Origin of the sequence: Bordetella genomosp. 6, assembly GCF_002119705.1 — a bacterium.
Classification (GTDB): domain Bacteria; phylum Pseudomonadota; class Gammaproteobacteria; order Burkholderiales; family Burkholderiaceae_B; genus Bordetella; species Bordetella bronchiseptica_F.
The window spans coordinates 2,568,414-2,590,573 of sequence record NZ_CP021107.1 but is presented as its reverse complement, the minus strand read 5'-3'; the positions used below and the strand labels follow the sequence as shown (position 1 = coordinate 2,590,573).

Annotated in this window: 25 protein-coding genes; 12 read left to right on the top strand and 13 right to left on the bottom strand. The window is 68.7% G+C overall.

Annotated elements, in window-relative coordinates; translation table 11 throughout:
• Window positions 1-6: 6 nt before the first annotated feature.
• Entirely contained in the window at window positions 7-927 is a 921-nt protein-coding gene (locus CAL11_RS12125) for a LysR family transcriptional regulator (protein ID WP_033469989.1), read from the bottom strand.
• Between the two features lie 114 nt (window positions 928-1,041).
• Between CAL11_RS12125 and CAL11_RS12120 the strand changes: the two genes are divergently transcribed.
• Window positions 1,042-1,782 carry an SDR family oxidoreductase gene (locus CAL11_RS12120; protein ID WP_033469991.1) on the top strand — a complete coding sequence of 247 codons (741 nt, stop codon included), beginning with the start codon at window positions 1,042-1,044 and terminating at the stop codon, window positions 1,780-1,782.
• 129 nt (window positions 1,783-1,911) lie between these two features.
• Here CAL11_RS12120 and CAL11_RS12115 read toward each other — a convergent pair whose 3' ends face one another.
• On the bottom strand, window positions 1,912-2,613 hold the full coding sequence (locus CAL11_RS12115) for a M48 family metalloprotease (protein ID WP_370511776.1): 702 nt from the start codon (window positions 2,611-2,613) through the stop codon (window positions 1,912-1,914).
• A 346-nt stretch (window positions 2,614-2,959) separates the two neighbouring features.
• On the opposite strand from CAL11_RS12115, the gene CAL11_RS12110 reads away from it, so the two are divergent.
• Both CAL11_RS12110 and CAL11_RS12105 read left to right on the top strand, forming a co-directional pair.
• Window positions 2,960-3,382 carry a VOC family protein gene (locus tag CAL11_RS12110; protein ID WP_033448113.1) on the top strand — a complete coding sequence of 141 codons (423 nt, stop codon included), beginning with the start codon at window positions 2,960-2,962 and terminating at the stop codon, window positions 3,380-3,382.
• 122 nt (window positions 3,383-3,504) lie between these two features.
• On the top strand, window positions 3,505-4,698 hold the full coding sequence (locus CAL11_RS12105) for an MFS transporter (RefSeq protein WP_033448115.1): 1,194 nt from the start codon (window positions 3,505-3,507) through the stop codon (window positions 4,696-4,698).
• A gap of 3 nt (window positions 4,699-4,701) precedes the next feature.
• Here the strand turns inward: CAL11_RS12105 and CAL11_RS12100 are convergent, their stop codons facing one another.
• On the bottom strand, window positions 4,702-5,613 hold the full coding sequence (locus CAL11_RS12100) for a LysR family transcriptional regulator (RefSeq protein ID WP_244172799.1): 912 nt from the start codon (window positions 5,611-5,613) through the stop codon (window positions 4,702-4,704).
• 126 nt (window positions 5,614-5,739) lie between these two features.
• Between CAL11_RS12100 and CAL11_RS12095 the strand changes: the two genes are divergently transcribed.
• Window positions 5,740-7,326 carry a sulfatase-like hydrolase/transferase gene (locus CAL11_RS12095; protein WP_086093074.1) on the top strand — a complete coding sequence of 529 codons (1,587 nt, stop codon included), beginning with the start codon at window positions 5,740-5,742 and terminating at the stop codon, window positions 7,324-7,326.
• Window positions 7,327-7,367: 41 nt separating this feature from the next.
• Window positions 7,368-8,342 (top strand): Bug family tripartite tricarboxylate transporter substrate binding protein, encoded by a 975-nt coding sequence (locus CAL11_RS12090; RefSeq protein ID WP_086093073.1) that lies wholly within the window; start codon window positions 7,368-7,370, stop codon window positions 8,340-8,342.
• 19 nt (window positions 8,343-8,361) lie between these two features.
• Here CAL11_RS12090 and CAL11_RS12085 read toward each other — a convergent pair whose 3' ends face one another.
• The gene (locus tag CAL11_RS12085; RefSeq protein ID WP_086094571.1) at window positions 8,362-8,874 is read right to left on the bottom strand and encodes a hypothetical protein; all 513 of its coding nucleotides are present in this window, start codon (window positions 8,872-8,874) and stop codon (window positions 8,362-8,364) included.
• Window positions 8,875-9,390: 516 nt separating this feature from the next.
• Between CAL11_RS12085 and CAL11_RS12080 the strand changes: the two genes are divergently transcribed.
• Window positions 9,391-10,896, top strand: a complete 1,506-nt coding sequence (locus tag CAL11_RS12080; protein ID WP_003812078.1) for a tripartite tricarboxylate transporter permease — start codon at window positions 9,391-9,393, stop codon at window positions 10,894-10,896.
• A gap of 100 nt (window positions 10,897-10,996) precedes the next feature.
• Here CAL11_RS12080 and CAL11_RS12075 read toward each other — a convergent pair whose 3' ends face one another.
• From CAL11_RS12075 to CAL11_RS12060, 4 genes are all read right to left on the bottom strand, one after another.
• Window positions 10,997-11,461 carry a MarR family winged helix-turn-helix transcriptional regulator gene (locus CAL11_RS12075; RefSeq protein ID WP_086093072.1) on the bottom strand — a complete coding sequence of 155 codons (465 nt, stop codon included), beginning with the start codon at window positions 11,459-11,461 and terminating at the stop codon, window positions 10,997-10,999.
• Between the two features lie 109 nt (window positions 11,462-11,570).
• Complete coding sequence (locus CAL11_RS12070) at window positions 11,571-11,996, bottom strand: PIN domain-containing protein (RefSeq protein WP_086093071.1); 426 nt, start codon at window positions 11,994-11,996, stop codon at window positions 11,571-11,573.
• Entirely contained in the window at window positions 11,993-12,232 is a 240-nt protein-coding gene (locus tag CAL11_RS12065; protein WP_086093070.1) for a FitA-like ribbon-helix-helix domain-containing protein, read from the bottom strand. Before CAL11_RS12065 ends, CAL11_RS12070 begins: the two co-directional genes overlap by 4 nt.
• 73 nt (window positions 12,233-12,305) lie before the next feature.
• A complete protein-coding gene (locus CAL11_RS12060) occupies window positions 12,306-13,148 on the bottom strand; it encodes an AraC family transcriptional regulator (RefSeq protein ID WP_086093069.1) in 843 nt (280 codons plus the stop codon).
• Between the two features lie 143 nt (window positions 13,149-13,291).
• Between CAL11_RS12060 and CAL11_RS12055 the strand changes: the two genes are divergently transcribed.
• The 6 genes from CAL11_RS12055 to CAL11_RS12030 all read left to right on the top strand — a co-directional run bounded on the left by CAL11_RS12055 (window position 13,292) and on the right by CAL11_RS12030 (window position 17,204).
• Complete coding sequence (locus tag CAL11_RS12055; RefSeq protein WP_086093068.1) at window positions 13,292-13,837, top strand: carboxymuconolactone decarboxylase family protein; 546 nt, start codon at window positions 13,292-13,294, stop codon at window positions 13,835-13,837.
• Between the two features lie 58 nt (window positions 13,838-13,895).
• Window positions 13,896-14,408, top strand: a complete 513-nt coding sequence (locus CAL11_RS12050; protein ID WP_086093067.1) for a peroxiredoxin family protein — start codon at window positions 13,896-13,898, stop codon at window positions 14,406-14,408.
• A gap of 81 nt (window positions 14,409-14,489) precedes the next feature.
• Window positions 14,490-14,723 carry a DUF2945 domain-containing protein gene (locus CAL11_RS12045; protein WP_033450420.1) on the top strand — a complete coding sequence of 78 codons (234 nt, stop codon included), beginning with the start codon at window positions 14,490-14,492 and terminating at the stop codon, window positions 14,721-14,723.
• Window positions 14,720-15,280: a DUF488 domain-containing protein gene (locus CAL11_RS12040; RefSeq protein WP_086093066.1), complete on the top strand. Its 561-nt coding sequence runs from the start codon at window positions 14,720-14,722 to the stop codon at window positions 15,278-15,280. Before CAL11_RS12045 ends, CAL11_RS12040 begins: the two co-directional genes overlap by 4 nt.
• A gap of 77 nt (window positions 15,281-15,357) precedes the next feature.
• A complete protein-coding gene (locus CAL11_RS12035; protein WP_015063707.1) occupies window positions 15,358-16,404 on the top strand; it encodes a Dyp-type peroxidase in 1,047 nt (348 codons plus the stop codon).
• Complete coding sequence (locus CAL11_RS12030; RefSeq protein WP_086093065.1) at window positions 16,401-17,204, top strand: family 1 encapsulin nanocompartment shell protein; 804 nt, start codon at window positions 16,401-16,403, stop codon at window positions 17,202-17,204. Before CAL11_RS12035 ends, CAL11_RS12030 begins: the two co-directional genes overlap by 4 nt.
• Before the next feature lie 48 nt (window positions 17,205-17,252).
• On the opposite strand, the gene CAL11_RS12025 is transcribed toward CAL11_RS12030, so the two are convergent.
• The 5 genes from CAL11_RS12025 to CAL11_RS24475 all read right to left on the bottom strand — a co-directional run bounded on the left by CAL11_RS12025 (window position 17,253) and on the right by CAL11_RS24475 (window position 22,084).
• The gene (locus CAL11_RS12025; protein ID WP_086093064.1) at window positions 17,253-18,551 is read right to left on the bottom strand and encodes a TRAP transporter large permease; all 1,299 of its coding nucleotides are present in this window, start codon (window positions 18,549-18,551) and stop codon (window positions 17,253-17,255) included.
• A 3-nt stretch (window positions 18,552-18,554) separates the two neighbouring features.
• The gene (locus tag CAL11_RS12020) at window positions 18,555-19,076 is read right to left on the bottom strand and encodes a TRAP transporter small permease (RefSeq protein ID WP_086093063.1); all 522 of its coding nucleotides are present in this window, start codon (window positions 19,074-19,076) and stop codon (window positions 18,555-18,557) included.
• Window positions 19,077-19,117: 41 nt separating this feature from the next.
• A complete protein-coding gene (gene dctP, locus CAL11_RS12015) occupies window positions 19,118-20,125 on the bottom strand; it encodes a TRAP transporter substrate-binding protein DctP (protein WP_033460866.1) in 1,008 nt (335 codons plus the stop codon).
• Window positions 20,126-20,149: 24 nt separating this feature from the next.
• Complete coding sequence (locus tag CAL11_RS12010; protein WP_086093062.1) at window positions 20,150-20,776, bottom strand: isochorismatase family protein; 627 nt, start codon at window positions 20,774-20,776, stop codon at window positions 20,150-20,152.
• A gap of 570 nt (window positions 20,777-21,346) precedes the next feature.
• Complete coding sequence (locus CAL11_RS24475) at window positions 21,347-22,084, bottom strand: Crp/Fnr family transcriptional regulator (RefSeq protein WP_244172948.1); 738 nt, start codon at window positions 22,082-22,084, stop codon at window positions 21,347-21,349.
• Window positions 22,085-22,160 lie beyond the last annotated feature (76 nt).

Below are 22,160 nucleotides of genomic sequence, written 5' to 3'. Positions count from 1 at the left end.
GCCTCGCTAGCGTCGCGCCGGCGCGGCAGCGGGGAACGCATCTTCATACAGCTTGCCGAGCCAGTCCACGAATACCCGCACGCGGGGGGACAGGTGGCGATGCGAGGGATACAGCGCGGACACCGGCAAGTCCGGGCTCGGCCAATCGCTCAGCACTTCGACCAGCCGTCCCGCGCGCAGATCGTCCTCGACGTGAAAGCGCGGCAACTGGATCAAGCCACAGCCGCGCAGCGCACAGGCGACGTAGTTCTGCGCGTCGCTGACCGATATCCAGCCATTGAGCGCGAACGCCCGGATCTCGCCGCCGATGCGCAGTTCCAGCGGATAGTCGACGGCCGCGCTGGCGGCGAAGAATTTCACGACCCGATGCGCCGGGAGTTCGTCCGGGTGGCGCGGCGCGCCGAAGGCGGCGAGATATTCGGGGCTGGCGCAAACGACTTGCGGCATGACGGCCAGCCGCCTTGCCACCAGGGACGAGTCGCGCGGATTGCCCGCGCGGATCACGCAATCGATGCCTTCCCTGACCAGATCGGCCAGCCTGTCGCCGCCGCTGACCACGAGGTCGATGCCGGGATAGCGCGCGCGGAAATCATCGATTCGAGGCAGGACGATTTTCGTGGCGTGCGTGCCGTGCATGTCCACGCGCAACAGGCCGCGCGGATTGGAAGCGACGCGCTGCAGCGCAGACTGCGCATCGTCCAGTTCGCTGAGCACATGGACGCACCGCTCGTAGAACGCCTGTCCGTCGGGCGTCGCGCGCACGTGGCGCGTGGTGCGGTCCAGCAGCCGCGCGCCCAGGCGGGCCTCCAGTTGCTTGATCGCATGCGTGGCGGTGGCGCGGGGAATGTCCAGCGCGGCCGCGGCGCGGCTGAAGCTGCCCAGCTCGACGATGCGGGTGAACAGTTGCAGGGAGTCGAAGCGGTCCATAGGCCTGATTGTTGTCCATGCTTGAATTTAGATTCCCATCCGCATGCATTTATTCATTGATTTTAGACATGGACAATGGGCGCCATGTCCTGCCTTTCGACCTGGAGCACCTCAATGAACACGGATATATCCAAGGCCGCCATCGTCACGGGCGGCTCGCGCGGCATAGGCAGGGCCATTGCCGCGCGGCTGGCCGCCGATGGCTTTGCGGTCGTCGTCAACTACGCCGGCAATGGCGCCAAGGCCCACGAAACCGTGGCCGCCATCGAATCGGCCGGCGGCAAGGCCATCGCCATCCAGGGCGATGTCGGCAAGCCGCAGGACGTGGCGAACCTGTTCGCCCAGGCCAGGGCAGCCTTCGGCCGCATCGACGTGGTCGTCAACAGCGCCGGCGTGATGCCGATGGCCAGCATCGACGCCGCCAATCTCGACGCCTTCGACCAGGTCATCGCCACGAACCTGCGCGGCGCTTTCCTGGTGCTGGCCCAGGCGGCGGCCAACCTCGACGACGATGGGCGCATCATCGCGCTGTCGACCAGCGTGATCGCCAAGTCGTTGCCCGGCTACGGTCCCTACATCGCCAGCAAGGCTGGCGTCGAGGGGCTGGTGCATGTGCTCGCCAACGAATTGCGCGGCCGCAACATCACGGTCAACGCGATCGCGCCCGGCCCGGTCGGCACCGAACTGTTCTTCAACGGCAAGAGCGAGGAAGCCGTCGCCAGCATCGCCAGGCAGGCGCCGATGGAGCGCATTGGCATGCCGGACGAAATCGCCGCCGCCGTTTCCTTCCTGGCCGGCCCGGACGGCCGTTGGGTCAACGCGCAGGTGCTGCGCGTCAATGGCGGCTTCGCCTGATCCAGGCGGATCGAAAGGGGGCGCCGCATGCGGCGAGGGCGCGGGACCCAAGGCGTTCGCCTGTCCCGCCCGCCCATGGAAAACCCGCCCCGAGGGGCGGGTGTGCGGGGGCGCCGGGCGCCGGCCAGCTTACTTGCCGGCCTGCAGGCGCTTTTCCATGCGCGCCGCGCGGTCCGGCGAGGACGGGTGCGAGCTGAACATGCTGCTTTCGCCGCCGTCGAGTTCGGCCAGCTTCTGGAAGGCCGTCACCAGGCCCTTGCGGTTCATCTTCTTCTCGGTCAGCAGGTCGAACGAGAAGTCGTCGGCGGCGGTTTCCTGCGATTGCGAGAACTGCGCGTTGATGAACTTCTCGGTCATGTCGCCCAGCTGCGAAGCGCTCAGCGAAGCCACCACGCTGTTGCCGGCGGCGCCGGCGGCCTGGCGCGCGGCGCTGACCGCGTAGGCGGTCTGCATGGCCTTCTTGGTGTGGCCCAGCGCGACGTGGCCCATTTCATGGCCGATCACGCCGCGCAGCTCGTCGTCGTTCATCAGGTCCATCAGGCCGGTGTAGACACGCACGCAGCCGTTGCCCATGGCCCAGGCGTTGACGTCCTCGGTCACATAGACCTTGTAGTTGACCTTCTGGCCGTTGAGCGTCATGTTGCCGAAGCCGCGCATCAGCTTGGTCAGGCGCACGCTGTACTTGTTGCCGGCCGGGGCGATCTTCGATTCCTGGTCGCTTTGCTTGCAGGCGGCGTCGGACAGCTGGATGATGTCAGCGTCGGACAGATTGGCCGCCTTGGCCATGTCGGAGCCCGCCGAGAGCAGGCTGTTGGTGTCCATGCTCTTCATGCTGGCGCAGCCGGCCAGCAGCAGGCTGGCGGCCAGGGCGCCGCCGAGCAGTTTCGTCTTGCTCTTCATCATGCATTCCTCTTTCTTCGAAGCCGAGTTTGGGCGGGAGCGCGTTCGTCCGGCAGGTGCGCGCGCCGTCCCGAGGCGGCGCGCTTCCTGGCTCGCGGCCCAGGCCGGATCGAAAGTTCGCGGGCTAGACTGTAATTACCAGTGACGGATGGGCGGGTGTTATTGATTTTCAAACTGCAACAGAATGCCAGTGCAATGACGCGGTAATGTCGGCGCAGGCGCCGCCCGGCCGCATAATCGACGCTTGCGCCGCGGCCGGCGCCTTGCGGAGCGCATCATGAAAGCCAACCTGACTGTCATCACCCTGGGCGTGGACGACCTGGAGCGCGCCTTGCGCTTCTACCGCGAGGGGCTGGGGCTGCCCACCGCCGGCATCGTGGGGCAGGAGTACGAGCACGGCGCGGTCGTGTTCATCGACCTGCAGGCCGGCCTGAAGCTGGCGCTGTGGCCGCGCCGCAGCCTGGCGCACGATACCGGCCTGGCGCTGGCGCCGCCCAGCGCCACCGAACTGAGCCTGGGCCACAACGTGGCCAGTCGCGCCGAGGTCGACGCGGTGATGGCGCAGGCCGCGCGGGCCGGCGCGGCCATCGTCAAGCCGGCCGGCGACACCTTCTGGGGCGGCTACGCCGGCTACTTCCAGGATCCGGACGGCCATCTCTGGGAAGTGGTCCACAATCCGCAGCTCGCGCCGGCGGGCTGAGCGGCGGCCGCTTCCGGGGCGGGGCGCGGAATCGGGCATAATGCGACCGGTCGCATATTTCTTGCAGTTATAAGCGGGCCGGCGCGCAGGCGCGGGCCCCGTTCCCTCCCGCCGAAGCCGTCATGCCGTCCCGTTCCGCGCAGTCCTCTTCCAACGTCCTGCGGCTTGCCGCGGCGCAGGCGCTGGCCGGCGCCAACACGACCGTGGTGTACGCCACCGCCGCCATCATCGGCGAGGCGCTCGCGCCGTCCAAATCGCTGGCGACGCTGCCGATTTCGGTGTTCGTGGTCGGCATGGCCGCCAGCACGCTGCCCGCCGGCGCGGTGGCGCAACGCCATGGCCGACGCGCGGCGTTCATGCTGGGCACGCTGTGCGGCGTGCTGCTCGGCCTGCTGGCCGCGCTGGGCATCTACCTGGAATCGTTCGCGCTGTTCTGCGCCGCCATGGCCTTCGGCGGCGCCTATGCCGCCGTGGTGCTGACGTTCCGGTTTGCCGCCGCCGAATGCGTCGAGCCGCACCGCAAGGCCCGGGCCCTGTCGACCGTGCTGGCCGGCGGGGTGCTGGCCGGCGTGCTCGGTCCGCAACTGGTGTCCTACACCATGGACGCCTGGAGCGGCCATGCTTTCGCCGGCACCTACCTGGCCGCTTCCGCCGTGGCCGTGCTGGCCGCCGCGGTGCTGGGCGGCGTCGAGCTGCCGCGGCCGGCGCGCGCCGCCGCGGCGGGCGGACGGCCCCTGCGGGTCATCGCGCGCCAGCCACGCTTCATCGCGGCCGTGGTGTGCGGCGTGGTGACCTACATGCTGATGAACTTCCTCATGACGTCGGCGCCCCTGGCGATGCGCATGCATGGCCTGTCGCAGCACGCCTCCAACCTGGGCGTGCAATGGCACGTCATCGCGATGTACGCGCCCAGTTTCGTGGCCGGCGGCTTGATCACGCGCTACGGCGCGGTGCCGGTGGTCGCGGCCGGCCTGCTGCTGACCGCCGCGGCGGCCGTGGTCGGCCTGGCGGGCATGGGCGTCTGGTATTTCTGGGTGTCGCTGACCCTGCTGGGCGTGGGCTGGAATTTCGGCTTCGCCGGCGCCTCGGCCATGGTGCTGGAATGCCATCTGCCGCAGGAGCGCACCCGGGTGCAGGCCGCCAACGATTTCATCATCTTCGGCACCATGGTGGTCGGCTCGTTCGCCTCGGGCGACCTGCTGATGCGCTATGGCTGGGAAATCGTGTGCTGGCTGGCGCTGCCGCCGCTGGCCGTCGCCGCGTTCGCGCTGCGCTGGTTCAAGCCGCTGCCGGCCGGGGCCGCGGGCAACGCCTAGGCCTCACACCGCCTGGCGCAGGCAGGCGATGAAATGGGCCGTGTGGGTGCCATGCACGCCGTCGGCCCGCCACAGCATGCCGATGGGCCCGCCGCTGCCCAGCGTCAGCGGCAGGATGCGCAGCACCCCCTGGCGCTGGAAATGCTCGGCCAGCCGGCGCGACATGGGCGCGATCATGTCCGAGCGGTCGAGCAGGGCGACGTTGGTCTGCACCGAGGTCGACTCCACCGCATGGCGCGGCAGGGGCTGGCCGGCCAGGGCAAGTTCCATTTCGAGCCGCATGCGCAGCGGCGTGCCCTGTTGCGGCGAGACCCACGGATAGGCCTGCGCGTCTTCCCAGGTGACGCGGCGGCGGCCGGCCAGCGGATGCGCGCGGCCGGCCACCAGGCAGACCGGTTCGTCGTACAGCGTCTCGCAGCGGACGTCCTCCGGCATGGCGATTTCTTCCAGGCGCCCGACCACGATATCGAAATCGCCGTTGCGCAGCCCCGGCAGCAGCAGGTCGATCGAGGCCTCGATCACGCTGACCAGCACGTCCGGATAGGCGGCGCGGAAGCGCCGGATGCTTTCGGGCAGCACGACCGGGCCCACCACCGGCGAGAAGCCGACCGACAGATGGCCCGCGAAACCGCGCGCGATGTGGTCCACCGCGGTGCGGGCGCGTTCCAGCCGGCCGATGATGGCGCGCGCGTGCGCCTGCAGTTCGCGCGCGCAGGCGGTCGGCGTCACGCCGCGCGGCTCGCGCACGAACAGACGCTGGCCGATGTCGTCTTCCAGGTCCTTGAGCCACTTCGACAGCGCGGGCTGGCTGATGCCGTACTCGGTGGCCACCTCGGTCAGGTTGCCGGTTTCGCACAGGCGTATCAGCAGGCGCAGGTGGCGGGGCCGCAGGCGGTCGATCCAGTTCGTGAGCATGGGCGTCGGATAAGACATAACTAATAGCTTATGGAATTCTAATATCTTTTCATTTTTCATTTATGTGTGGCGCACGCACAATCGAGCCTCGTTGCGTACTTATGTCCGGCCTGTGCCGCACCTGCCATGACCCAGCCCAATTTCCTGCTGTTCATCACCGACCAGCACCGCGCCGATCACCTTGGCGCCTACGGCAATTCGCAGATCCGCACGCCGGCGCTCGACGCCCTGGCGCGGCGCGGCTGGCTGGCCGAGCGCTTCTACGTCGCCTCGCCCATCTGCATGCCCAACCGCGCCACCCTGATGACCGGACGCATGCCTTCGTCGCACGGCGCGCGCCATAACGGCATCCCGCTGTCGCAGCGCGCCACCACCTTCGTCGAACGCCTGCGCCAGGCCGGCTACGGCACGGCGCTGGTGGGCAAATCGCACTTGCAGAACATGACGGGCAACGGCCCGGTCTGGCCGCGCCCGCAGGATCCGCCTACCGAAGGCGAGGCCTGGGCGCCCGAGCCGGGCGACTACGACCAGGAGTGGGGCCCCTTGTGGCGCGAGGATCCGGCGCATGACCTGGCCACGCCGTTCTACGGCTTTGCGCAGGTGGACCTGGCGGTCGACCACGGCGACCGGGTCTGGGGGCACTACTGGCGCTGGCTGCAGCGCGAGCATCCGGAGGTCGCGGCGCAGGCCGGGCCCGAGCATGCGCTGCCCGCGCCCGGCTTCGAACTGGTGCGGGCAGGGCAGGCCTGGCGCACGCGCGTGCCCGAATCCTGTTCGACCACCGCCTACCTGGGCCGCCGCACCATGCAGGCCCTGGACGGCTACGCGCAGCGTGGACAGCCGTTCTTCATCCAGTGCTCGTTTCCCGATCCGCACCATCCGTTCACGCCGCCGGGCAAGTACTGGGACATGTACCGGCCCGAGGACGTCGAACTGCCCGCGTCCTTCCATGCCAGCGCGGCCGCCGGCAGGCAGCCTCCGCCGCACGTGCAATGGATGTACGCGCAGCGCGACAGCGGCCGCGCCGTCAAGCACACGCCGGCGATGTTCGCCTGCACCGAGCGCGAGGCGCGCGAGGCGATCGCGCTGAACTACGGATCGATCTCGCACATCGACCACACGGTGGGCGAAGTGCTGGCGCATCTGCAGCGGCTGGGCCTGGCGGACAACACCGTGGTGATCTTCACCAGCGACCACGGCGACTACCTGGGCGACCACCAGTTGCTGTGGAAAGGGCCGGTCCATTACCAGAGCGTCATCCGCACCCCGTTCATCTGGGCCGATCCGGCCGGCGCGCAAGGCGCGCGCAGCGACGCGCTGTGCTCGACCACCGACATCGCGCCCACCATCCTGGCGCGCGCCGGCCTGCTGCCCTACAACGGCATCCAGGGCGCCGATCTCGGCGCGCTGATGCGCGGCGAGGACGCCGCGCCGCGCGAGGCCGTGCTGATCGAGGAAGAAGGCCAGCGCGTCATGTTCGGCTTCGACAAGCGCGTGCGCATGCGCACGCTGCAGACCGGCCGCTATCGCATGAGCGTCTATCACGGCGTGTCCTGGGGCGAGCTCTACGACCTGCGCGAGGATCCGCTGGAGTTGCGCAACCTGTGGGACGAGCCGGGCAGCGCGGCGCTGCGCCAGGAGCTGCTGTTCCAGCTTGCGCAGAACCTGATCGGGCATGGCGAGACCAGCCCCCATCCGACCGCGCTGGCCTGACCGCCGGGCAAGCGCGCCAACAGAATTCGAGGAGACAAGACATGCGTATTTTCCAAGCCCTGCGCCACGCGGCCCTGGCCACCGCCCTGTGCCTGGGGGCGGGGGCGGCGGTCGCCGCCTATCCCGACAAGCCGGTGCGGCTGGTCGTCAATTTCACGCCGGCCGGCCCGCTGGACCTGCTGGCCCGGCTGGTGGCCGAGCGCGCCAGCCGCGAACTGGGGCAGCCCGTCATCGTCGAGAACCGCGCCGGCGCCGGCGGCAACATCGGCGCCGACGTGGTGGCCAAGTCCGCGCCCGACGGCTATACGCTGCTGATCACCACCGACACGCTGGCCACCGTCAACCCGTTCGTCTATGCGAGCATGCCGGCCGATCCGTTCAAGGACCTGCAGCCGGTGGCGCTGACCGGCACGTTCAACCAGGTGCTGGTGGTCCAGCCGAGCCTGGGGGTGCGCAATCTGGCCGACTACATGGCCTATCTCAAGCAGCACGGCGGCACCTATGCCTCGGCCGGCAACGCCACGCCGGGCCACCTGACCTTCGAAAGCCTGCGCCAGGCGCTCGACCTCGACGTCACGCACGTGCCTTACCGCGGCACCGCGCCGGCGGTCAACGATCTGCTCGGCGGCCAGGTCGAGGCGGGCTTTCTGGTGGTGCCGGGCGTGCTGCAGCATATCCAGGCGGGCAAGCTGGTGCCGCTGGCCGTCTCGGGCGCGCAGCGCGACGCCGCGCTGCCCGAGGTGCCGACGATCGCCGAGTCCGGCCTGGCGCAGGTGCGCGACTTCGACACCAGCTTCGGCTATCTGCTGATGGCGCCCGCGGGCGCGCCGGAAGAGGCGGTCCAGGCCTGGCAGCGGGTGCTGGCCGGGATCTTCGCCAATCCGGAATTCCTCGAGCGTCTCGCGGCCCTCGATATCGCGCCGACCTTTGGCGATACGCAGCAGGCGGCGCAGTGGATGCGCACGCGCGCGGCGCGCTGGGAAAAAGTGGTGGCGGCGGCGGGCATCAAGCCGTAACGCGCCGCCTGCCCGGGCGTCAGTCCGTGGCAGGCACCTTGCGGGCGCGCATCAGCCGGCCCCATGCGTGCGCAAAGCCGCTGGCCGCGCCGGCCAGCGCGACAAAGCCCAGCGTGGCCGACAGCCAGCCGATACGCGCGAAGCCGGGATACGCCGCGTACAGCCAGCCCAGCCCTTGCGACAGCGCGACCATGGCGACCGTGCCGACGACCCAGCCGCCGATCAGCCAGCGCGCCCGGCGCTGGCGGACCGGCGCGAAACTGAGGTGGTACACGATGCGCGCGCAGTAATACGCCGCCACGGCCGCCAGCGCCGCCAGGAAAACCGAGGCGTCGGCCATGGCGCCGCTGAATTCGTTCCATTGCCAGCTCTCGCCGATCAGCAGCCACTGGCGGCGCGGAGCCGGATAGGGCAGCCAGGTCGCCACGCCCAGCGCGCCCGCCAGCTCGGCCAGCCCCGCGTAGCATAGCCAGCCGGCCGCCGCGGCCGCCAGGCCGGCCAGCCAGAAGCGCAGGCGTTCATGGCGCATCATCGGCGGTTTCTCGCGGGCAGGCCGCGCGCAGGGCGGGAGGCAGGCGGGTTCAAGGGTGGCATGGGCGGCATGGGCGGCATAGGCGGCATAGGCGGCAGGTTGGGCGTCGCGCAACCGTATCGGCGCGGAGGGCGGAAATCAACCGCGGGCATGAGGCCCGCCTCGTTCGATTCGCCGCCTGGATACGGAAATTTATATCGTAGAACGATATGAATTCATGCTTTTGGATTAGGCCAGCACAGGGAAAGTACTCGGAAGGGCTGGGAAATCGTGCCGAAGGCCAATTATTTCAACGTAATATCAGCGCCTTGCGGCCATGCTTTCAGTTTGAAAGCAGACCGTAAGCTAATCGTAAACCCGGGGTTTTCAAGCAAAAGCATCGTGCTACGATCTATTCCGTTTTCCTGATGGCGGCGTTCTGGTCGCAATCCGTTACACCACTCTGTGCGCCGTCCGGCCGGTACCGTGATCACGTGCCGCGACGGGGACAGCAGCAAAAGAAAGGAAAGGGGCGATATGGAACTGCTGCAAAATCTGGCGCTCGGCTTCTCCGTAGCCTTCACGCCGGAAAACCTGCTGTACGCGCTGCTGGGCTGCGTGCTGGGCACCCTGGTCGGCGTGCTGCCCGGCCTGGGGCCGGTGCCCACCATCGCCATGCTGCTGCCCATCACCTACGTGCTGCCGCCGGTGGCCGGCCTGATCATGCTGGCGGGCATCTACTACGGCACGCAGTACGGGGGGTCGACCACGGCCATCCTGGTCAACCTGCCCGGCGAGACTTCGGCGGTGGTGACCGTGCTCGATGGCCACCAGATGGCGCGCAACGGCCGCGCCGGCGCGGCGCTGGCGCTGGCGGCCATCGGTTCGTTCTTCGCCGGCACCGTCGCCACCATGCTGATCGCCGCCTTCGCGCCGCCGCTGGCCGAAGTCGCCTTCAAGTTCGGCCCGGCCGAGTACTTCTCGCTCATGGTGCTGGGCCTGATCGGCGCCGTGGTGCTGGCCTCGGGCTCCATCCTCAAGGCGGTGGCCATGATCATCCTCGGCCTGCTGCTGGGCATGGTCGGCACCGACGTGAACTCCGGCGTGGCCCGCTACGATTTCGGCATCCCCGAGCTGCAGGACGGCATCGACTTCGCCATCGTCGCCATGGGCGTGTTCGGCTTCGCCGAAATCCTCACCAACCTGGAGCAGAAGGAAAACCGCGTCGACATCACCGACAAGGTCGGTTCGCTGTACCCGAACAAGCAGGAAATGCGCGAGGCCGCGCCGGCCATCGTGCGCGGCACCGCGCTGGGCTCGTGCCTGGGCATCCTGCCGGGCGGCGGCTCGGTGCTGTCGGCCTTCGCCTCGTACTCGCTGGAAAAGAAGCTGTCGCGCAATCCCGAGCGCTTCGGCAAGGGCCACCCGGCCGGCCTGGCCGGCCCCGAGTCGGCCAACAACGCCGGCGCGCAGACCTCGTTCATCCCGCTGCTGACCCTGGGCATCCCGGGCAACGCCGTGATGGCGCTGATGGTCGGCGCGATGACCATCCACAACATCCAGCCGGGCCCGCAGGTCATGACCAGCCACCCCGAGCTGTTCTGGGGCCTGATCGCCTCGATGTGGATCGGCAACCTGATGCTGGTGGTGCTGAACCTGCCGCTGGTCGGCCTGTGGGTCAAGCTGCTCAAGGTCCCGTACCGCATCCTGTACCCGGCCATCCTGGTGTTCTGCACGATCGGCGTGTACTCGTTGAACTACAACGTCTTCGACGTGTTCGTCACCGCCATCTTCGGCGTGGTGGGCTACGTGTGGTCCAAGCTGAAATGCGAAGGCGCGCCGCTGCTGCTGGGCCTGGTGCTCGGCCCCATGATGGAAGAGAACTTCCGGCGCGCGCTGCTGCTGTCGCGCGGCGACTTCCTGACCTTCGTCGAGCGGCCGCTGTCGGCCTCGCTGCTGGGCGCGGCGGCCCTGCTGGTCATCATCGTGGCGCTGCCGTCGATCCGCAAGAAGCGCGACGAGACCTTCGTCGAAGAAGAATGATCGCAGCGTGAAGTTGAGTGATTGCGGGTGTTGGCGACGGCACCCGTTTTTTTTTTGGGAGCGGCCATGCTTCGCATGGGGGCTGGCGCCCCGCAACGGGCTACTTGCGCCGATACGCCGGCGAATCGAAATAGCTCAGCAGGGTGCGCAGCAGCGGGCCGACCGAGCGCAGCTCCTCGACGTGCGCGGCCGACAGCGTATCCAGCGTGTGTTCGGCCAGCGGGGTCAGGGCGACCAGCACGCGGCGGCGGTCGGCGTTGCTGGGAATGCGCCGCACCATGTCCATGCGCGCGAGCCGGTCGACCAGTTCGCCGGCGCTGTGGTGGCGGATCAGCAGCCGGTCGGCCAGTTCGCCCACGCTCAGGGTGTCGTCCGATGCCTTGATGGCCAGCAGCGCCTGGTGCTGCTGCGCGGTCAGGCCGCTCTCGGTGGCGGCGGCTTCGCTGAACGCCATGAAGCGGCGCAGCGCGTAGCGCAGGTCCGCCAGGGCGGCAAAATCGGCTTTATCCAGCTTGCGGCCGCGCGGCGGCGCGGAGTTCGGGGGAGAGGTCTGGACGTCTGACATGGCAAGGCCGGCCTATGATCTGTACATTTTCGACCGCGCGCGAACCGGACGGGCGCGTACGCAAGGGCCATTCTAGAAGAAATAGGGCGGCGGCGTTGTCAGCCCGCTGTCAAGCGGCGGCTTGCCATGGGTCGACGACGGCGAGCCCGGCCGCCTCGAAGCGGGCCGGATGGCGCGTGGCGATGGCCAGGCCGTGCGCGGTGGCGGTGGCGGCGATGCAGCCGTCGGTCGCGTCCAGCGCGTGGCCGGCCGCCGCGGCCTGCGTCATGACGGCGGCATAGGCGTCGGCCGCGGCCGCGTCGAAAGGCAGGACATGGCCCATGAACAGGGGCAGGATGCGCCGCTCGAATTCGTGGCGCAGCGTCTCGGCCCGCTTGCCGCGCGGCAGGCGGGCCAGCCCGAGCTGGATCTCGGCCACGCTGAGCGCGGCCAGGTACAGGGTCTCGACGTGCTGGGCATCCAGCCATGCCGCGACGGCCGGGTCGGGGGCCGGCCGCAGCGGTTCGAGCAGCACGTCGGTATCGAGCAGGATCATTCGAAGCTGGCCGCGCGGGCGGGCGCCGGGTTGCGCTCGATGGTCAGGTCCATGCCGCGCGTGCCGCGGCCGATGTGGCTGAGCAGGGTGCCCAGCTTGACGCGCCCGTCGGGCAGCACGGCGTTTTCCAGGATGGCGCGGATCTCGGCCTCGGTGCTGCGCCCATGCGTGGCGGCGCGCACGCGCAAGGCGCGATGCACTTCCTCGGGAACATTTCTTACCGTAATCGAAGACACGACAGCACCTCCTTTTTTTGCATGCATTGATTGCATTTTAGCAAAATGCAATCAATGCGGCAAGGGCGCGGCCTCAGCGCTGCGCGTCCAGCCACTGGCGCGCCGAAGCGCCCATCCGCTGGCGGAAGGCCTTGGACAGCGCCGGCACGCCGGCAAAGCCCAGTTCGGGCGCGATGCGTTTCATGGGGTGGCCGGCGCGCAGCATCGACGCCGCCAGGCTCAGCCGCCAATCGGCCAGGTAGGCCGCGGGCGTTACCCCCGTCGCCGCCTTGAACGCCGCGGCGAAGGCGCTGCGCGACATGCCGGCGATGTCCGCCATCCGGGCCAGGGGCCAGGCCTGGCCTGGCGCGCCGTGCAGCGCCGCCAGGGCCTTGGCCAGGCGCGGGTCCGACAGGCCCATGATCAGTCCGCTGCTCACGCCGACCTGGGCCGGATGGTCGAGCATCCAGCGCAGCAATTGGATCAGCACGACCTCGAACAGGCGGTCGGCCAGGACCCGCGAGCCGCAGCGCACCTGGTCGGCCTCGGCAAACAGCAGGTCCAGGGCCGGCCGCAAGCCCGCCACCGCGTCCAGCGGCACGCAGACCACCGGCGGCAGCGAACGCACCAGCGGGTGGCGTTCGCCGCCCTCGAAATCCAGCGTGGCGCAGGTGAAGTCGGGCCCATCGGCAGGCGGGTTGATGAACTCGTGGTGCAAGGGCCGCGGGTAGAACAGCAAGGTGGGCTCGGCCAGCCGCAGGCGCGGCAGCGCGGTCTCGCCCGGGCGGTGGCGCACTTCCATGTCGCCGCGGCGCAGTACGTGCAGGAAGGCGCGCCCGGGCCGCGCCTCGAAGCGATGGTGGCCGCACAGCGTGCCGGCGTGGAACAGGGCGGTGCGCACGCGGAAGCGTTCCAGCAGGGCCGACAGCCTGTCCACGGGCGCTGCGGCGGGATGCACCGAGTTTATGGACGATTTGGAAACTTTCATGGACGAAATTGAAGTTTTCGTCCAGACATTCTACGTACGATGAGTGGGTCCGTCACGGCGGACCGTATTCACACCGTTTCCAGGAGCAAGCCATGTCACGCGTTTCCCTTATCGACCCCTCCCAGGCCACGGCCGAACGCCAGGCGATCCTGGCGCAGATCCAGGGCGCGTTCGGCGCCACGCCCAATATGTTCAAGGCCGTGGCCAACTCGACCGCGGCGCTCGAGAGCATGTGGAGCGCCTTCGGCGCGCTGGGCGGCGGCGTGATTGCCGCGCGGCTCGGCGAGCAGATCGCCGTGGCGGTGGCCAACCGCAACCGCTGCGAGTATTGCCTGGCCGCGCACACCGCGCTGGGCCGCAAGGCCGGCGCCAGCGCCGAGGAAATGGCCGCCGCGCAGGACGGCCGTTCGGCCGACCCCCGTACGGCGGCGGCGCTGCGCTTCGCGCTGCAGCTGGTCGAGGCGCGCGGGCAGGTCGGCGAGGCCGAGGTGCAGGCCGTGCGGGACGCCGGTTTCAGCGACGAGGAGATCGTGGAGATCCTCGCCCACGTGGCGCTCAACCTGTTCACCAACTATGTCAACGTCGCGTTCGCCGTCCCGGTAGACTTTCCCAAGGTCGCGCTGCGCCAGGCCGCGTAAGCGCTGCGCCCGCCCGCGGCGCCGCGCCGCGGGCCGCGCCCATTTCCCAGGAGCCGCCATGTCCCGCCACCAAGCCCTTGCCGCCGTTGCCGCGCCGCCCCTGCAGGTGGACGCGTGGCTCAATACCCCGGAACCCCTGGAGCTGGCCCGGCTGCGCGGGCAGGTTGTGGTGCTGCATGCTTTCCAGATGCTGTGCCCCGGCTGTCTCGCGCACGGCCTGCCTCAGGCCGAGCGCCTGCACCGCCTGTTCCACGACGATGGCGTGGCGGTGATCGGCCTGCATACGGTCTTCGAGCACCACGCGGTCATGGGGCCCGAGGCGCTGCGGGTGTTCAACCACGAGTACCGCTGGAGCTTTCCGATCGGCATCGACCGCCCGGATCCCGACGGCGACATGCCCCTGACCATGCGCGCCTACAGCCTGGGCGGCACGCCCAGCCTGGTGCTGCTGGACCGCCGCGGGCGGATCCGCCTGCACCACCTGGGCCGGCTCGACGACCTGGCCCTGGGCGCGGCGATCGGCCGGCTGCTGGCCGAGGACGCCGGGCCGGCGGACGCGCCGCCGGCGTGACGCCCGGGCGCACCTTGGAGTAGCCTATGCGGAAGGCCCGGCCGCGCGCCGGCCCGGCATGGGCGAGACGGAGGCGAGCATATGTCCGGCAAGACGGCATTCAGGATCGGCGACCACGTGGCCTGGAACTCGGAGGCCGGCCAGGTGTCGGGCACCATCATCGCCATCCACACGCGCGACTTCGACTACAAGGGGCACACGCATCGCGCCTCCCCCGACCATCCCCAGTACGAAATCAAGAGCGACAAGACCGATCACATCGCCGCGCACCGGGGCGAGGCGCTGCGGCATGCGCGCGCCAAGGGCGGGGCATGACGCCGCCGTTTCACACCATCGGCCATTCCAACCTCGGCCTGGAGGCCTTCGTCGGCCTGCTGGAGGCGGCCGGCATCGAGCTGCTGGTCGATATCCGGACCGTGCCGCGCTCGCGCGCCAACCCGCAGTTCAACCAGGATGCGCTGCCGGCTTCGCTGGACGGGCGCGGCATCGCCTACGAGCACCTGGCGGCGCTGGGCGGGCTGCGCCCCAGGTCGCGCACGGTGCCGCGCGAGGTCAACGGCTACTGGGACAACGACAGCTTCCACAACTATGCCGACTACGCGCTCTCGCAGGCCTTTCATGCCGGCCTGGACCACCTGGTCGCGCGCGGGCGCGCGCTGCGCAGCGCGGTCATGTGTTCGGAAGCCGTGTGGTGGCGTTGCCACCGCCGCATCGTGGCCGACCATTTGCTGGCCCGCGGGGAGACCGTGCTCCATATCATGGCAGCGGGCCGCATCGAGCCGGCCAGCCTCACGCCGGGCGCGCGCGTGCGTCCCGACGGCATGGTGGTCTATCCTGGCGCGGACGCCGCCGGGCGCCCGCCCATGCCGTGATGTGGCTCCAAGGCGCGGCGCCGACTAGAATGAGTGCGAGCACGACCGCAGACATTGCCAACCGTCTATAGAAGCCCATGCCCCAGAACAATCCGGAACCACAGGCCATCGTCAGTCCCATCACACGCAGCGCCATTTTCCTCGTCGCCACCGTCGGCGCCGACAACGAAGCCGCCGACAAGGTCCGCGCCCTGTGCGGCAAGCTGGCCGACCTGGCGCGCGCCGTCGGCAAGCGCGTGCCGGCCGGCAATCTTTCCTGTGTATGCGGCTTCAGCGCCGCGGGCTGGGACCGCCTGTTCGGCCAGCCGCGGCCGGCCGAGCTGCATCCCTTCCGCGAATTCAGCGCCGGCGAGCGCCGCGCCCCGGCCACCCCGGGCGACCTGCTGCTGCACATCCGCGCCGAGCAGATGGACCTCTGTTTCGAGCTGGCCACGCATGTGATGGCGCAGTTGGGCGGCGCCGTCACCGTGGTCGACGAAGTGCATGGCTTTCGCTATTTCGACCTGCGCAGCATGGTCGGCTTCGTCGACGGCACCGAAAACCCCATCGGGCGCGAAGCGCTGGATTTCACCCTGGTCGACGACGCCGATCCGGATTTCGCCGGCGGCAGCTACGTCCTGGTGCAGAAATACCTGCACGACATGGACGGCTGGAACGCGCTGTCCGTCGAGACCCAGGAGCGCATCATCGGGCGCACCAAGCTGTCGGACATCGAGCTGGACGACGCCGTCAAGCCCAGCAACTCGCACAGCGCCCTGACCACCCTGGAAGAAAACGGCCAGGAAATCAAGATCCTGCGCGACAACATGCCGTTCGGCCGGCCCGGCTCCGGCGAGTTCGGCACCTATTTCATCGGCTATGCCCGCTCGCCCGCGCCCATCGAGCAAATGCTCGAGAACATGGTCGTGGGCCGCCCGCCGGGCAACTACGACCGCCTGCTCGACTTCAGCCGCGCGGTGACCGGCGGCCTGTTCTTCGCGCCCTCGGCCGATCTGCTCGAAGCGTTGGCCGACCGCGACCCGCAAGATACCGACAGCAGCCAGCCGGACCCCGCGCCGGCCACGCGCACGCAGCACGACGGCTCGCTGAACATTGGCTCCCTGAAAGGAAACCCCCAGCAATGAACAACCTGTATCGCGACCTGGCTCCCATTTCCGCCGCCGCCTGGGCGCAAATCGAAGAAGAGGTGGCGCGCACCTTCAAGCGCTCGGTCGCCGGCCGGCGCGTGGTCGACGTCAAGGACCCCGGCGGCTTCGGCCTGGCCGCCGTGGGCACCGGCCACCTGCGCGGCATCGCCGCGCCGCAGAAGGGCGTCGACGCCAAGCTGCGCGAAGTCAAGGCCCTGGTCGAGCTGACCGTGCCCTTCGAACTGCAGCGTGACGAAATCGACGCCGTCGAACGCGGCGCCAACGATGCCGACTGGCAGCCGGCCAAGGACGCCGCCACCGAACTGGCGTACGCCGAAGACCGCGCCATTTTCGACGGCTACAAGGCCGCCGGCATCGTCGGCATCCGCGAAGGTTCGTCCAACGGCCGGCTCAACCTGCCCAAGGACGCCGCCGACTACCCGGCGGCCATCGGCCGCGCCCTCGAACAGCTGCGCCTGGCCGGCGTGGACGGACCATACTCGGTATTGCTGGGCGCCGACGCCTACACCGCCCTGAGCGAGGGCAGCGACGACGGCTATCCCACCATCGACCACATCAAGCGCATCGTCAGCGGCGACATCATCTGGGCGCCGGCGCTCAACGGCGGTTGCGTGCTCTCCACGCGCGGCGGCGACTTCGAGCTGCATCTCGGGCAGGACCTGTCGATCGGCTACCAGAGCCACACCGACAAGGTCGTGCGCCTGTACCTGCGCGAAACGCTGACCTTCCTCATGCTCACGAGCGAGGCGTCGGTCTCGGTGGCCAGCCAGGGGTAGGGCGGACGGAAAGCGGGCCTGGCGCGGCGGCCAGGCCCTCGGTCCGGTCTACATATGGCTGGGCAGCCACAGGACCAGTTGCGGGAACAGCACCAGGATCAGCACGGCCAGGGCCTCCACCAGGACGAACGGCAATGCGCCCATGGTGATGTCGCGCAGCGAGATCTCGGGCGCCACGCCCTTGATGACGTACAGGTTCAGGCCGATGGGCGGCGTGATCACCGCCATTTCGCACATGATGATCATGACCACGCCGAACCAGATCGGATCCAGGCCCAGCGACGTAATCACCGGCAGCACGATCGGGGTCGTGATCAGGATGATCGAGACGATGTCCAGGAACATCCCGACGATCAGCAGGAACACCAGGATCAGCAGCAGGATCACCCAGTCCGGCTGGGCCAGCGCGGCGACCCAGGCGATCAGCATCTGCGGCGCCTGCAGGCGCATCAGGACATGGCCGAACAACAGCGCGGCCGCCACGATCAGCAGGATCATGCTGCTGGTGACGATGGTGGAGCGGACGATCTCGCGCAGCTTGGCGCGATCCAGTTCGCGGTAGCCGAGCGCCACCAGCAGCGCGCCGGCCGCGCCCAGGCCCGAAGCCTCGGTCGGCGTGGCGATGCCCAGGTAGATCGTGCCCAGCACGGCGACGATCAGCACAATGGCGGCCCATACATCGCGCAGCGCCTGCCAGCGCTCCCGCCACGACACCTTCTGCGCTTCGTCCGGCGCCATCGAGGGCCTGATGCGGCTCAATCCGTACAGATAAAGCATCATCAGGACGCTGAGCAGCAGGCCGGGCACGATGGCGGCGCTGAACAGCTTGCCGATCGACTGGCTGGCGATTTCGCCATACAGCACGAAGCCCACGCTGGGCGGGATCAGCAAGGCCAGCGAGCCCGCCGCGGCCACCGATCCGCCGGCCAGCCCCGGGTCATAGCGGCGCTTGAGCATCTCCGGAATGGCGACCCGGCCTATCGTGGCGGCGCCGGCCACGCTGACGCCGCTCATGGCGCCGAAGATGGCCGAGGCCCCTACGCTGGCTATCGCCAGGCTGCAGCGCACGCGGCTCAGCCAGGTATGGAACAAGGTGTAGAGGCGCGCCCCGATGCTGGTGCGGGCCAGCGTCTCGCCCATCAGGATGAACAGCGGAATGCAGATCAGCGAGTAGCTGGCGATGCCGCGATGCAGCACGGACGGCACGACGTTCAGCGCCGAAGCGCCGCCCACCAGATAGATGCCGAGAATGCTGGGCACGCCGAGCGCGGCGAAAATCGGGATGCCCAGCGCCAGCAGCAGGCCGAACAGCCCGAGGATCAGGGTCAGGATGAATACGGCGTCCACGGGTCATGCCTCCGGGCTGGGTGGCGCAAGGGCGGCATCGCCGTCGGGAGGGTTCAGCTTGCAAGCGGCGGCGATCGCCAGCAGCAGCGCGCCGACCGCGATCAGTCCGTAGGCGATCCACATCGGAAAGGCCAGCAGGGACGTCGAGCGGTAATTGCGCGCCAATGCCGTGGCCGCGATCTGGACGCCGGCATGCAGCAGGAAGCCGCAGAACACCAGCACCACCAGCTCGCGAAACACGTTCAGCGCCCGCTTGCCGCGTCCGCGCACACGGATGCTGAGCATTTCCATGCTGACGTGGCGCTCGAGCAGATGCGTCCAGCCCACCGAAAGCCAGGTCACCAGCAGCAGCAGGTAAATGCTGATCTCCACGGCGTGGACACTGGGCTGCTGGAGCACGTACCGCGCGATGACCGAGTAGACGGTCAGCAGCATCATCAGCAGCAAGGCTGCCTGCGCGATGAAAACGGCGGCCCGGTTGGTTCCGTGGCCGATCCGCGTCAGCCGATCAAGAAGCGATTTCATGGGGGGGATCCAGGTCGATAGGCGGTCATGTCGAAAGGGCCTCAGTTCGCCCGGGTCTTTTCCAGCAGATCCAGGTGGCGGCTGGCCGCGGGCTCCTGCGCGACCCATTCCTCGACCGCCGGCCGGGTCGCGGCGCGCATGTCCTGCAAGGCGGCGGGTTCGATCGTGTAGACGGACACGCCATTCTTCTCGAACTTCGCCACGCCTTGTTCGATGTAGGCATACACCTGGCGGAATTGCTCGTCGTCGCGCACCTGCGCGCCGCGGCGGATGATGTCCTGGATATCCGGCGGCAGCGAATCGAACTTGGCCTTGTTCATCGACAGCAGCGAGGTGTCGATGGCCAGCGTCGCCAGCGACAGGTGCTTGACCACCTCGTGCAGGCTGCGTCCCAGCCCGGTGATCAGCGGACGCGGCGTGCCGTCGACTACCCCACGGTCCAGCGCCAGGTACAGCTCGGACGAGGGCATGCTGGTGGGCGAGCCGCCCAGCAGCTGGATCGCGCGCGCGTCGGCGGCGCCGGTCGTGGCCCACACCTTGCCCTTGAAATCGGCGGCCGTGCGGACCGGCGCGCGGCGCGAATAGATCTGGTACGGGTCGATGGGCGCCAGGCCGAGCACCTCGATGCCGTGCTTGTCGCGCATTTCGCCGCGTATGCTCACGTCCAGCAGGCCGGCCTTGGCGGCCCGCTCCAGGTGCGCCGTATCCTGGAACACGAACGGCATGGTGAACAGATTCAGCACCGGCATGGCGCCGCTGGCGTAGGTCGACACCACGGTGGTGATATCGATGTCCCCGCGCGAGAGCGCCGGCAGCTCCTCGTAGCCGTCGAACAGCTGGGCGGAGTGGAAAGCCTTGATCTTCACGCGGCCCTGGCTTTCCTTCTCCACATATTCGATGAAGGTCTCCAGCGGCTTCCACATGTACTCATAGGAAGGCGGGGCGTAGGTCGACAGCGTCAATTCGATCGGCTTGTCCGCCGCGCCGGCGTTGGCGGACAGCGCCAGCAGCGCGGCCGGCAACAATTTGGCGATCCAGGTCTTGTTCATGGTTGATGTACTCCGCAGTGGCGCTCAGGCCGTCGGGTTGGCAAGCAGGGGGAGGAGCGCGTCGGTCGGCAGGACTTCCGCGTATTTGCTCTTGAGGTCGATCAGGTTGCTGAGGTGCTGGGCCGCGGAGCGGTCCGTGACGGCGTCCTGCGCCACGAAAGGCGGAAAGCCGTACTGCATGGCGTCCACCGCGCTGGCGCGCACGCAGCCGCTGGTGGTGCAGCCGGCGATCAGCACGGTGTCGCAGCCCGCGTGGGCGAGCATGGCGGACAGCGGCGTACCGAAGAACGCCGAGGCCTGCGTCTTGTAGAGCAGCACATCGGTCGCCGCGTCGTAGTCCAGCCGTTCGTCCAGCGCGCAGCCCGCCGAGCCGCGCACCAGGTCCTTCAGCGGCGGGCACTTGCGATGAAAACAGCCGCCGTCGCCATGGTTGCCGTCGTAGCCCACCACCGTGAACACCACCGGACCGCGTCCGCGCATCGCCCGGATCAGGCGATTGGTCTGCGCGATGGCGGGCGCGCAATCGCTGGCCAGCGGACTGACGTCCGGGTCGGTGAAAGCCCGCTGGAAATCGATCACCACCAGGGCCGGGCGTCGCCCGAACGGGTGTGAACCGATGAAACCGCCTCGGGCATTGTCGAGGTCTAGCATGAACGCTCCTGATGAAAAGAATGTGGGCGTGCCGCGCGGCGGGAACCGAGCCGCCGCGCGGACAGAGAAGGGAGGGCGGGAAACGCCTAGCCGTGGGCCTGGAACGGCCAGGCCTTGCTCGGGAAGGGCGTCAGGCGCGGGGCGTGCGCCGTGCAAGATGCGGGGAGCGGGCGCGCGCAGGCTTGCGCGCGCCTGGCCGGGAGGCGTCGCGCCAGCATGGCTGGCTGCATGGCCGCCAGGGCCGGTGACCGGTATTCCATTGCATCCCCCGCGTTCTGGTCATGTTCATGCAGGCCGGCCGCGCGACGGCTTGCAAAGCACACGTGTGCATTCGTGTTTTGCGGGAGTCTAGGCCGGGAATGCGGAACAGGAAAATTAGGGTTTTCCTTAGGCGATGGCTACCAATATTATTTGTTTATAGGGGTATTTATCGAAATGATGGTTCGCGAATGTCCAGCTTCCCGGTTTTTCCGACTGTGCCGTGTCAGGCCTGCTTCAGGCGAAAAAAAACCCAAGTAATGTACACGTATGCATCTACCGTGCACCCGCCGCGCGCGGCAACGACCCGGCTCAGGGCTGGGCGCCGTGTTCGTGCCAGAGCTGTTTCAAGCGCTCCAGGTCCCGCACCCAGATTTCGCCATAGCCCAGGCCGACCAGGCCCTGGTTCGCCAATTGCTTGAGTTCGCGGTTGACCGCATGGCGCGACACGCCCAGCAGGGTGGCCAGGGCGTCCTGGGTCTGCGCCACGGCGATGCCGCGTTCGTCGTCGCAGGGTCTGCCCGCCGTCAGCGCGCCCAGCAGGCGCGGCAGCCGCTGCGCCAGGCTGCGCAGCGCCAGCTCGTCGATGATGGCGTGGGCGGTGCGTATGCGGCTGCACAGCAGCTTGACGAAGTAGCGGTACAGCCCGGGGTCGCCGTCCAGTATTTCCAGGAAAGCCGCGCGCGGCAGCAGCAGGATGTCCGTCTGCTGGTAGGCCCGGCTGTCGCGCAGCATCCCGCCGCCGTCCAGTACCGCCGCCACGCCCCACAGGCCGTCGAACTCCAGCATCGACAGCGCGAATTCGTGGCCGTCGTTGGAGAACGAGCTGGTGTGGATGGCGCCTTTCAGGATGATCACCACGCCCGGGGCGGGCGTGCCGCGTCCGGCCAGCAGTTCGCCATGGTCCAGCCGGCGCCACTGGGCGATGGCGGCGAACGCGGCCAGCGTGGGCTCGGTCATGTTTCCGAAGCAGGTATTGGCGCGCAGCTGCGCCAGGATCGCCGGCGGGTCCCAGGCGGGGGAGGCGGTCGGATTGGCTGCCTGGCTCATTGCTTGACTGTGAAGGCGCTGCCGCAGGGGCGCGGGAATGTAATGTAGATCATATTCGCGGCCCGGGGCGCGCCCT